The following is a 12,041-nucleotide window of genomic DNA, read 5'->3' as shown; positions in this document are numbered from 1 at the left end:
AAGTAGCTCCATGCGGTTTTTCAGAAAAATAATCTTCGCCATTACATTACTGCTACCCACTTTACCCATGGCAAGCAGCAATACCGTAAATGCGCCGGCGATCAGTGATGGCAAGCCTTTACTGCTGGATGTGCGCACTCCGGAGGAATTTAATGCCGGACATTACCCCGGTGCCATCAATCTGGACTTTCGGCTGGTTCCCCGGCAGCTGGGTTCCATGGTGAGTGACAAACACCAGCCGGTATTAATGTACTGCCGCAGTGGCCGCAGGGCCTCGATTGCCAAACGCCAACTGGAAGCCATGGGCTATACCGATATTCGCAATTTGGGTGGACTGCACGAAGTGGTTGCCCTGTGTCGTCAGGCTGAAACCGGTGAAAACTGTTCCGCTGAAGAGCTGGAGAAGCTGTCCAGAAATCAGTAAGAAGGCAGAGCGAAAGCAGTAGAGTAGCTCATGATCACACACGTTAAATGTCTGTGGTATCTACAGCCCTGTAGCGAGGACACGTGAGTCTTGTACTGAAGGTGCAGGGCATTCAGTGGGACCGCTATACTTTAACCGGTCATCACCTCTTGTGTTAATGGCACTGGTGCTACTTGCCTTATAGAGTTGATGATAGTGTTGCCTGTAATTTCGGCTGTTTAAGCCGTTTTGAACCGGTGATGCGGATGAAGAGCCAGAATACGGACTGGTTGTACCGGATCGGGTGGCAGGAGATCTGTTTCGTTGCCAATCGCTCATAGTCCAGTGAGTACCGGGGGAATGTGGACTAACTGAGCCTGCTCCCGGGGTTGGAGCAGGCAAGCTGACAGATCTGGCTATTTCCGGTTTTTGCATCAACCTTTTATGCTCCTCAGAACCTTCAATATCTACGCTGCGTCTTCGGACTCTTTCGCTAATAGTCGCAATTCTTTTTAGACACTCCTCAAACTCAATATGACCGATATTGCTCCCACTGCCTGTTGCTGTCGATGTTGGCAGTGAGTATCTCCGATCCATTACCGACATAGTCACCGGAGGTGCACTGGTATCACTGAAGGCCGGGAATTTACTGGGTTCATGATCAGGCCTTCGGAGAAAAGGGGAGTCAGGTACCGGGCTTAGCTGAGTCTTGCTCCAGACTGAGAGAGAAACCAGCGAAGTTGAAACCGGTGCCGGCTTGCGGAGTGTTGCAGTTTTCTTGTTTGTATTCGTCAGACCATTCTTCGACTGACTATACCTATTTGCAGCGGGTGAAATATCTGATACTTCTTCCGCAGAGGTAGTAGCAGTGATAAATACATTGCCTCGGAATACTGTTGTATCTGTACTCACAATTGCCAGGTGTGCCGCTCCCGGCCTGATATTATCGAGCACTACGTTTTGGCAGCTGGAGTCACCTTCAAAAGCGATCAGGCATTGCATACTGAAGCCTTCAGCGGCAGTGATGCAGGGCAGCATAATGGCATCGGGCGGTAGCTGATATGCAGCAGGGTTTCCCGTTGCAGGTTCGAGGCAAGACTTCTCAGAGTCAGCCAGCAGAGGTGTCCATTTACAAGCCTCTGTCGGAAACAGAGGCGCTTCCCTGCAGTAGCTATAACTTTCAGGAACAGCAAAACCAACGAGTGTTATATCGGTAACAAATAACGGGCTTTCCAGTATCTGTTTACCCCAAAAATACACGGTTGCGGGCTGCTCTGACTCCGAAAGCGAGGCTATGACCGATTCGAGTTTATTCTCACCGGCAACAAGAATGGCTTTTTTGCCGGGATAGACATTTGAAGACATGATACACAATGAACTGATAATAAACAGCGTAAAGCAAAACTGACTTTTAAATATAAATTTACTACCAAAAGATATCATCAAGAAGTATTCAGAAGTGGCTTCAATGGGTCTATTTTAGCGCTTAATAATTAGAGTTATGTGTTAACTGACTCTATGTGTGTTTATAAAAAACATGAGGTTTTTTTCATCATTTAGATACAAAAGCTGATATTCACTAGCAAACAAATATCTAACTTTATTCTGCTTCACGTTCTGGCCTGGCATAGAACAATTGACGGGTGTTAGTTTTTTCAATTTGATACAGTTTTATATTGAAGTGTATTTTATTACAACTTTAATGACGAGAAACAATCTAAAGAAACCTTTGCATTATTATATAACCAAGTAAAAATTGATTGCTCCTGAAAATAACTTATTAATTTATGCTGTTCTTGATTAAATCCAGATTTCATTAAAAATACAGTCTACTTTTTGATTACCTAACAAAATAATTATTGGTATTAAAAATGCGATTCGGTTGGCAGCTATTCCTGTTGTTTGTTGTTTTTCTTAACGCCGGTATTTTGAGAGCGGATGAAAAAAAATCGGTGCCAGCAGCTCTTGAACGGGAAATTAGAGAGCAGTTCCAGCAATTAATGATCAAACCAAAAGATATCGAGCCCGAACCGCCAGCTGCCGCTGCTTGTATTGACCCATCAATACTGGCAGATGAAGCGATGGAGAAAGCAAAACAATTAATAAAACAAAGCAAGGAAATGGAGGTTGCCTTTATGAAAAAAGTAAAAGATGACATTCAGGGCTTTAAAGATTCCATCCCGGCAGAATTACAGCACCAGGTTGATATGCATGATCCTCATCTGGACAGGGCTGAGCTTGAAGTGGAAGGAGCCGTTGCAGTGCCGTCTGTAGAGACTATGGATAGACTTACAAACAAAGTGAATCAGAAACAGGCCATGGCGGAAGAAGACGTAGAGGTTAAAAAAAAGTCAAGCTTGTTGCTAAAAGACCCCATGCTTCTCGACGGTTTTATTGCCCGGGCCAATGAATTATCACCCAACCTTGTCGTAAAACGCGTTATGCCAGGAATGGAGAACGCTGTGGCATGTTTTGTCAGAGATCACGCCAATGCGGAACACTTCCACTATTTTAACATGTGTTACGCTTCCCTGCTGATGTGGCTAGCTTTCGAGCAGCGCAGAAATTGCGGTGATATTATACACATCACACCCGACAGTTTTGCTGATGTAAACTATTCATTATTTGATAACCCATTCCCGCGCCCCAGGGAAAATAAAGGACATCGTGCCACCTTGAACATGAATGAAGCATCGCGGGAGACAGTGATAAAGCTACAGGCCTGGATGCCATATAAGCAGCTAGCTGAGGATGATATACCGAAAGGTTGCTGTACCGATACAATAATTTTTCCCGAATCAGGCTATATGAACACCCTTCCTCCCGGCCACTATATTATAGCTCTGCATAATATTGGCTTTTCTGTACTTCTGGACAGGACAACAGCTATTGTTACCTATGCTGTCTATCATATGTGCGGAGATCTTTCTATCAAAACCCTGTCTCCGGAATGTGCCGAGTCTTTTATTATCGCCTCTGTTCGGTGGGGACAGGCGGAATATCAGGGTGAAGCAAGATACGTCACTGATGATGTTGCTGAAGGCTTACATGAAAACATGTTCGGGCCTGTAGGTCCGCCGGTGCAACCCATGGATCTGATGCCGCCGGAATGCAGGCAACAGTAATAAATATCTCTATCAAGCTGCTTTGATATCTTCCGATATCAAAGCAGGGTGCATGGACAGCACCGCCTACGCGGGCGTTGATATTCAAAATCAGGCGCGGGCAACTCGATATGTCCGCGCAGTCCGATATCATTATGTTCATTGCAGCCGTTGTGCCGGGTATCACCAAACTCCTGTTCATAAGTTTCGAGGCAATGCCAGCAAAATTTGTACCTGCAAATCTTGCAGCGCATATATTTACAACCTTCGTTGCGTTCTATCACATTGCCGCAGGCGGGGCATACTTTCCACTTTCCCGCCCTGACTTTTTTTCTGATCAAATCCCGGTTTTCCAGATTGGTACGATTTTTTTTCGAGATCAGCCGTGAATGATGATCTTCGAGCCCTCTGTAAAAAACCTGTACTTGTCCGCACTCGGAACACTGGGTGGTGTAGTAGCTGTCACCTTCGATAACAGGTGATCTTCCGGCATAAATACAGCCAGAGGTATCGCAGACGAAATAAGCTCTGGTTTTAAATGACAGTATTCTGGCTTCAAAATAGCGAGCCAGCTTGCCCAGGTGTATTGATACCAGTGCCACGTGCCGGGGGTGGAGAATGACCTTGCACCCAAAACCCATACAGGATATTTCATGGTTTTGTTCGAGGCAGGTCTCGGCATTGGATTTGAAACACGATCCGCAGTAATAATGTGCTTTGCATGGAAGGCGGGTAAGTAGCAGGATATCGGTCTCTGTAAGAGGAAGCGTGCAAACCATACATTCCTGCTCATTGACGATAATCTCTGTGCCTACCTGTACATCTCTCACAAGCAACATCGTCACTCTACATTCCGGGCAATTCTGGGAATACCAGTTGTCTTCTCCATAACTCGGCCATTGGCAGGCGTACAAACAAGCTTTATTCGTACAAAATAAAATTTTGCCTGAAATATAACGGCCCGCGCGAATAAGAAGGTATTTGGCTTTTCGCTGCTCTTTGGGCGGATACTTTAATAATCTGAGATCTTTTTCCGTATATATATGACCACACTCTGCGCAGGCTGCAAGCTGCCGGGTTCTCAGAGCAATGTCGATCTGATTTTTCAGACATTCATTGCAGTAGCTGTGTTGCTGGCAGGAGTAGCTGCAATGACGGGTAATATCATCACCTGATAATTGTCGATCACACTGCAGACAGTGGGCTGTATTGAGATACTGATAACTGCCGTTGGCACGTTGAGTAAAGGCCAGTTTCTGTTTGCAAACCGGGCAAAATTTAATAATGGCTCCGTTGTTTGCAGGGCCGTCAGGTATTTGATCAAAGTAACGACAGTTTTCCCGACTGCAGCAATAATAGAGTCCGGAGTCCAGCAGCTCTGCTTTGCGGGACAGGAGCTCAGTCCTATCCCGCATCGCGCGACTCTTGAGTATCCGCTCGACTCTTTCAGGCGTACAGACCTCTGTACAGCGGGGGCAGGCAGGAAGACGATAGGATCTCAGTTGAGAGCCCAGTTGTCTTATAAAACAGGCTTTGCAGCGGTTGAGCCAGTAACAATCGGGGCATCGTATAACGGGAACATCAACAGCTTTGATTTGTTTCCTGCAACTACAGCAAATGCTTTTGTGCAAGCAATAATGACCGATTTCATTATCATCACTCATCGTCGTGAACAGGCAAACTGAATGAAGATCAATCACCTCGCAATGGGTAAATGATTCTAATGAATGACCTTCAACTACAAGGGCTGCATTGTCATCATCACCTGATCGGGGCAGGGAAGCACCGGAGGTTTTCTGGTACACCAAAAGCTCTTTTCCGGCCTCAACATCTTCATCAGCATCGGTAACCTGCGCGGGTTTGAGGAATGGATTTTCCTGCTTGCTGTTACGAACAGATTGGGAAGTATTTGCAGCGGATACGGTTGCCTTGAGAAGCTTTTTTTTAGTTCTTGCCGCCGCAGCATCATCCAGCGCCAGTATGACTGAAACAAGAATCAAGACGATCCTGAAAGTCATTCGAAGACAGGACGTCATGGATAGAGCCTTCAGTTTTACAGGTTTAGCATCATGATGATTATTCAGGAACAGAGTAAATATAGTCAGCTTTTACTGCTTGACGTAATGTCGCTGCTGACAAGTCTCTACCACAGTTGACATTGATTATCAGAGTGTTGAGTTAATACCTTTCACCCTACAAGCACACCAACTGAATATCACCAAGAATACAATCCAGACAGATAAAAGAATAAAAGGGAATAAAAAAAAGAAAACAAAAAGAAAAGAGGACATCCAGAACTTTAAAGACACCGTACCGGTAGAACGGCAGCATCAGGTTGACATACATGAGCCTCATTTGGACAGGATTGAGCTTGAGATAGAAGGAGCCGTTGCTGTACCGCCTGAAGAGATTAAGGATAATCATTCCTGACTTTATATATTACTTTTTTCTAACGAGAGCAGAGATAATCTCTCTAAAACGGATGTCATAATACTTAGTTATGTTCTTAATTTAAAACAACTTTAAAGTTAAATACCGACTACTTTTTCATTACCTAATACAAAAATGAATGGTATTGAAATGCAGTCTAACTGGCAGTTATGTCTGATAGTCCTTGTGCTCCTGCTGAACCCCGGTGTGCTGAAGGCTGACGAACGTAAGCCGATTCCAGGTGCTGCTGGAGCACGGTTTGTAAATTTGCTGCAGGAGATGTTAAAACCGGCAGAAGTCGTAGATCCTGAGCCGCCGCTGGGTGCTATCGATCTTGACCCGTCGCGACTGGCAGATGAAACCATTGAAAAGGCAAAGGAATTGATGAAGGAGGCGCAAAGAAAAGCCATTGAAAGCAAGCGAGCAGCCTTTGAGGCATTCAAGAATTTGGTCAATATTGTGCCTCCGGAGTTTCAACAAGGTGTTGATATGAGTGGCCCTGAGCCGGATCTTGATAAACTTGATATAAGCAAGGGGGTTCCTGTTCCGTCAGCAGAAAACATGGATAGTGTGACTACAACGATTAATGAACAGCAGACGCTGGCAGAACGTGATGAGGTCGAAGTTAAGGAAAAGCCTTCGCTGTTACTGAAAGACCCGATACTACTTGAAGCACTTATTGTCTGTGCGTGTGAACGCTCTCCCAACCTGGTAGTGAAACGTGTGGTACCCGGCATGGAGTTCTCAATGAAAATATTTGGTCAGACGTACCATGAACAAGAGGGCTTCAATATGATGAACACATTTTATTCGACCATGTTAACCTGGATAGCTTTTGAGCAGCGCAGACCCTACGGCGATATTCTGGAGATTACACCGGACTTTATTACTGAATTGAATCAGGTTGTATTCGAAAACCCTTGTTCCCGGCCCAAAGAAGCTAAAGCATCCAAGGTGACTTTGAATCTTAATCAAATGCCTCGGGAGTCAAGTAAAAAGCTGCGAGTCTGGATGCCCTACTTGAGAACTCCGGAAGATGATATTCCTTCGCTACATGACAAATTTACCATCGTTTTTCCGGAGTCAGGTTATATGAGCCAGTTGCCTCCCGGGCATTATCTATATTTTATGCACAGCATTGGCCTTTCAATCCTGCCAGACCAGGAAACAGGTGGTCACATTTATAATGTTTATCATCTGGGTGGGGATCTATCGATCAAGACATTGTCACCCGAGTGTGCAGAAGCCTTCATCATCGCCTCTATGCGCTGGGGAAAGGTTGAATATCAGGGCAGTGTAACTTATGTAGGTGATGATACAGACAGGATTCATTTGGAGCTGTTTGGCCCTGTAGGTCAGCCGCCAGAGCAACAGGATCCATTACCCCCGGAATGCCGGCAGCAGTAACTCTGCCAAGCTTCACAAGTGCTCATGTTTTGTCTCAAGAGAACTTGGAACAAGGCACAGGGACAGTGCATGAGCATCACTCTGTAGAAGATTTAATGTTATATCTCTTGTTACGACAGATTGAGTGATTACCTTTCATACGCCATATAACACCTCTTGTCACCCAACAAGCGTACCAACTGAATATCACCAAGAATAAAAGCCAATCAAACTGAAACAGGGTGGGTGGCGAAAAGTTGCCCGATGATGCTTGAAGATATTTGTTTTTTTCCTGATTGTTTCCAGCTGGGCCATTATTGCGGTTGCATCGCCCTGTTCCGATTGCGGCCAGTATCCCTGTGTATGCAAAAAAAGTGCAGCCTCACTGGAGGTCGGCCCCAGGCGCAGGGGGAAGACCGGGAGAGGTGACAGACACTACTCATTTGAAGATTACGACCGGCTGTTTACCGAACAGTTCGGTAAGAAGCTGACTCGCTGGGAGTATTCCGGGCCATTCTCGGAAGTCTATCCGCTGGATTTAGAAGAGGCCTGCCGCCAGCCAGTGGCCAGGGGTTATGTGTACTTTGTGTTACAAGCCCGGCACAGCAACCCTGATAAGGCCGGGTGTTATGCCGCGGCTGATGCATGGCAGCTCTGTAATAGCATGCTGAACGGCCCTGGCAGACTGGAGGGTAGTGCGGAATTTACGACCCAGGTGCAATTCCGGTTCAGAATACTCTGCCTGCTACTTGATCGACCAGAAAGTGCTTTTGTTATGGTTGAGGGTTTAAGCGAGCGGGTATTGCTGAAGCTGTGGCGAGAGTGGCGAACGGTGCTGCCGGATATTCAGCAGCTCACATCAGTATCACTGGTTCATACCCTGCAACAAGCTTTAGCGGGCATTATGCTGCTCAGAAAAAACAACAGGGCGGTTGAATGTGAGCAGGTTTGTGAGTTGCTGGATACTGAGGCCAAACATCACGGTATCGTCACGGCAACAGCCCAGATGCTTGATTTTGTTCGTCAGGTCGCGCAGCTTTCAATAAAAACAGAATGCCAGACCACATCGGGTGATGTTCTGCAGCTTCTGGATCTTGCTGATAGCGGCTATATTCCTGCGCTACTGTATGCAATTCAGAAAACCAATGTCATTCTACGCCGTGGTGATCAAAAACATGCATCCTGGTTACAGGCGGGTATCGTTACCGCAATAAGACAAAGAATAAAACGGCAGCTAGAGGTCGGATGTGAACGGTTTCGGATTATTTACCCGGAACGGTTGCAGGAACTCAAGGCCCTGGCGGTGCTGCATGACACCTGTAGAATTGATGAACAGGTCTACAGCTCTGGCGGCGTTCCGCTTGTTACCGAGCTGTTCAATGATGGGCGCCCCGGGCCATTTCCCCGTCCAGAGGAAATTCAGGCGCTGGCCGTAAGGTTGAAATACTATGGTTACAATATCAGCCTGGATCGGAAAGAGATTTCCACGACAACTGAAGACAGCCACAGTACCGGGATGGCTATAACGCCGGATCAAATTACCGACAACATCAAACAGCTGTCAGAGTCAGAGGGCAACGAAGACAGAATCTCTGATCTGCTGGAACAATTAACGGCCTGTTATTCTCCCGCCGCGCCTCTCTCGGGGACACCCTTTAACTATGTCTCGTTGGAGCTTTCTCCTTGCGGTCTGACTGAAGAGGGTCTTGTTGAAATCAACAGCAGCTGGAAAAAAATCAGCTGTGCCGGACCGAGCGAGCAGGGCTTTGACAGCCCTCTGCTACGGTACCCGGGGATTTACCCCAATCTTCCCGCCAAACTGGTAAAACTGCATCTGAATGTGACCAAACACATTCACCATGAGGATATCCGCTGGCATTACACTCTGCTGGCCCTGCTTTTTGAAAAACCTTCATGGGAGTACTATTACCCTGTTTTCTTTGCCAGCCCGGAGCATAGTCTTTGGGATTCCCCCCTGACCAGCGAACCAAAGAGAGATTTTTTTAATCTATCGAGCCACGATGGAGGCAAAGCCCTTCAAACTGCGTTATGTGAGTTCGTTATGCTTGCAGTCAACAGCCGATTTGATAGCAACGTTGCTGCACTCGAACTGGGCTTGAAAAAGATCAGAAATCTCCTGCCAGCGGACTCACCGGTGTATTTGTTTTGTTCATTCCTGAACGCCGTGTGTGAGACGTCTCGCCGTTTTCACAGTTCAACGTATAAAAGTCAGCGCCCCCACCAGGTCATCAAACCGCTGATTGATGTTGCAGAGTCCGGCTATTTTCCGGCGATTGATCTGATCGACAGCATGCTGGACGAGAAAACCGGCATCCTGCCTGTGAGTAAAATGTCACCGGCTGAACAGCAGCTACAGAAAGCAGACCTGATGATGACCCGGGTGATGAAGACGCTGTACCAGTTCGATCAGAGTGTCCCCTGTGAGGGGGCAGAGGTATGTACCGTACCCACCGCAGAGTATCCCGGCGGAGTATTGATCGGTAGCAAGGCACTGCGGAGTGGAAACAGTAGTGGCGGCCTGAAAGAACAGGAGTGTATTCCGGCGCATTCGAAGACACTTGAAGCCATTGCGCGAATGCTTCCTGACGATGGCGGTCTGAGGCCAAAAACCCGGGTCAGTCTGCACACCCGGGTGCTGGAAAAATCTGCCGCTGCAGCCACGACGACATTGTATCAGGGGGCATTACTTGAGTTTAGTAATCCCGACTGCAGCAGGCTGATATCCGTGATGCGTGACAGTTTTATTCGTTCACCGGATATAAAAGGTGATGGCCATTTGCTGGCCTATGCACTTTTTCTGTTGTATTTCTCTGAGCCGGATCTGGCTGTTTACCGCAAGTTGTTTTTTGTACCAGGTGCCGGCCCCAGAACCTGCCCTGAGCCGGAAATGCTGCAGTCAAAGCTGTGCATCGCAATTGACGACCCGCAGCTGGCACAGAGTTTGTGCTTCAGCCTTCACCAAATATTAACTGGCCATAATACCGGGTATGACAACTTCCGGGCCCTTGGTCCGCATATCTGGTGCTTCAGGGAACAAGGGGACTCTGCTGAGTCGGTTTTCTGCTATCTGTTTTTCAGTTTTCTGCAGTCAGTGATGGAAGCGGCCAATCTGTGGAGGGCTCAGGCCAGCCCCGCACCGGAAACGGTACTCGAACCGCTGATAAGAGTCGCAGAACAGGGCTATTTTCCTGCGGTAAAACTGATTGAGGAGATGTTGGATAAAAAGACAGGGCTGTTTGATCCCGGCCGGCAGCTGCAGCAGCAAAAGGCCAGGATATGTGCTCGGCTGGAGGGTTTTAAACGACCCGAGCTCCACGGCAACGGTGACCTTTTTACCGAAACAGCAAGTAAGAAAAAGAGCAGAAGAGTCAGAAACGGTCAACAGGTTGAGCCACAAGAGAGTGACCGGAAACATCTGAGCCAGATTCTGAAGAGTGACAACAAGGGCAATAACCCGGCAGCAGCAGACAAATCATGGCTGCGGGAACATCAGGTTATGATCAGAAAAATGGCATCACCTGAAGAGCAGTGGCACGTAACATGGCTCGTTCATGGTTATCAGGGCCGGGATGTACAATTAGAAAGCCTGAAGCATTATCTGGTTACGCACCTCAATGAAGGCAATCTGAAAAAAGCCAAAGAGATCTTACAGCTAATTCGGAGCAATACCGAAACGCTGGATGAACTGCGGCACCGTATCCATCATGACTCGGGGCTTGGCGCCTCTGTAGTTTTGGTTGCTACCCAGTATGAAGCCAACCAGACATATCGAGATTGCCGGCAACTGATTGCTCAGCTGATCGATCCGGATCAGTGGGAGCTGGTGCTGATCGACGCCGGCATCAAGCAACAAAAATATCTCAAGTGCAAACTTAAGGGTGGACTCGCCCCTTGGTTCCAGCGTATTTCCTGTTTTCTGGTGCGTCAGGTGTTGGCAAGTGACGGCTGTGTATTTCCGGAGAGAGAGGTAAAAGCTGGAATTGTCGTTCTTCTGGCTGACGATCAGCCTCGCAGAGAGGACTTCGAGAAATGGCTGAAATATTGCTCGGAAACAGTAATACCCGGCATCAGCAAAACCACTCGGGAGGCACTGAAATGCTTCAACAACCTTGAAGTTGATGGTAATAGCAGCCAGCATCAACAGGGTTTGGCTGTTGCACAAACCAGGGTTTCAGAAGCTAAACCGATGCCCGCTTCAGACCGGGATCGGGGCAGGCGCAAGAAAAAGCGCTGTGCAGTAATGCCTCCCCCTAGCTTGCAGCCTGCTACGCCGGTTTCACCCTCTTCGATACCTGCTTCCAGCCAGGTTGCTGGCTTGACTGCCTCCGGGCAGATCAATCCTGTCATTCCTGCTGATAAAAAGGCTGCATCCAGAAACCCGATGCAGCGCCTGATTGATTCGGTACAGTGCATTATCTGTCTGGAATCCTTCGGCTGGAACGGCTATGAAGCGAAACCCATGCCCTGTTGTGGCAAGGATGTCTGTGCCGCATGTCTTAAAAAACAGTCAGGACATGAGAATGTGTCGGGCCAGTGCAGCAACTGCAAGAAAGAGATTAATCTCCAGCCCGAAGATATAGACAACATACCCCCTAACCGTGGGTTGATGTCAGTCGTCGATTCGCTGGTGGAGATGGGACAGATTGAGGCAACCAGAGCAGAAGCCCCAACTCATTAAAAATTAATAGCTGACCTCT

Annotated in this window: 7 protein-coding genes; 4 read left to right on the top strand and 3 right to left on the bottom strand. The window is 47.5% G+C overall.

What is annotated here, in order from left to right; all coding sequences use genetic code 11:
• The first annotated feature begins 10 nt into the window (after positions 1-10).
• Positions 11-424 (top strand): rhodanese-like domain-containing protein, encoded by a 414-nt coding sequence (locus ACYZZ0_RS03040; protein WP_461535098.1) that lies wholly within the window; start codon positions 11-13, stop codon positions 422-424.
• Positions 425-484: 60 nt separating this feature from the next.
• On the opposite strand, the gene ACYZZ0_RS03035 is transcribed toward ACYZZ0_RS03040, so the two are convergent.
• Complete coding sequence (locus tag ACYZZ0_RS03035; RefSeq protein WP_461535097.1) at positions 485-1,768, bottom strand: hypothetical protein; 1,284 nt, start codon at positions 1,766-1,768, stop codon at positions 485-487.
• Positions 1,769-2,274: 506 nt separating this feature from the next.
• Between ACYZZ0_RS03035 and ACYZZ0_RS03030 the strand changes: the two genes are divergently transcribed.
• Complete coding sequence (locus ACYZZ0_RS03030) at positions 2,275-3,528, top strand: hypothetical protein (protein WP_461535096.1); 1,254 nt, start codon at positions 2,275-2,277, stop codon at positions 3,526-3,528.
• A 38-nt stretch (positions 3,529-3,566) separates the two neighbouring features.
• On the opposite strand, the gene ACYZZ0_RS03025 is transcribed toward ACYZZ0_RS03030, so the two are convergent.
• Positions 3,567-4,148 (bottom strand): Rcat domain-containing protein, encoded by a 582-nt coding sequence (locus ACYZZ0_RS03025; protein ID WP_461535422.1) that lies wholly within the window; start codon positions 4,146-4,148, stop codon positions 3,567-3,569.
• 878 nt (positions 4,149-5,026) lie between these two features.
• On the bottom strand, positions 5,027-5,158 hold the full coding sequence (locus ACYZZ0_RS03020) for a hypothetical protein (protein WP_461535427.1): 132 nt from the start codon (positions 5,156-5,158) through the stop codon (positions 5,027-5,029).
• A 929-nt stretch (positions 5,159-6,087) separates the two neighbouring features.
• On the opposite strand from ACYZZ0_RS03020, the gene ACYZZ0_RS03015 reads away from it, so the two are divergent.
• Entirely contained in the window at positions 6,088-7,344 is a 1,257-nt protein-coding gene (locus tag ACYZZ0_RS03015; RefSeq protein WP_461535095.1) for a hypothetical protein, read from the top strand.
• A gap of 250 nt (positions 7,345-7,594) precedes the next feature.
• Positions 7,595-12,022 carry an RING finger protein gene (locus ACYZZ0_RS03010; protein WP_461535094.1) on the top strand — a complete coding sequence of 1,476 codons (4,428 nt, stop codon included), beginning with the start codon at positions 7,595-7,597 and terminating at the stop codon, positions 12,020-12,022.
• Positions 12,023-12,041 lie beyond the last annotated feature (19 nt).

The sequence above is a fragment of the Spongorhabdus nitratireducens genome, from assembly GCA_947387575.1.
GTDB lineage: Bacteria > Pseudomonadota > Gammaproteobacteria > Pseudomonadales > Endozoicomonadaceae > CANDOC01.
The sequence above is the reverse complement of the archived record's forward strand: the minus strand, read 5'-3'. Positions and strand labels throughout refer to the sequence as shown.

Coding starts and splice junctions, on each gene's coding strand:
- ACYZZ0_RS03040 (WP_461535098.1), top strand. CDS start 11: ATGCGGTTTTTCAGAAAAATAATCTTCGCCATTACATTACTGCTACCC.
- ACYZZ0_RS03035 (WP_461535097.1), bottom strand. CDS start 1,768: ATGTCTTCAAATGTCTATCCCGGCAAAAAAGCCATTCTTGTTGCCGGT.
- ACYZZ0_RS03030 (WP_461535096.1), top strand. CDS start 2,275: ATGCGATTCGGTTGGCAGCTATTCCTGTTGTTTGTTGTTTTTCTTAAC.
- ACYZZ0_RS03025 (WP_461535422.1), bottom strand. CDS start 4,148: ATGGGTTTTGGGTGCAAGGTCATTCTCCACCCCCGGCACGTGGCACTG.
- ACYZZ0_RS03020 (WP_461535427.1), bottom strand. CDS start 5,158: ATGAAATCGGTCATTATTGCTTGCACAAAAGCATTTGCTGTAGTTGCA.
- ACYZZ0_RS03015 (WP_461535095.1), top strand. CDS start 6,088: ATGCAGTCTAACTGGCAGTTATGTCTGATAGTCCTTGTGCTCCTGCTG.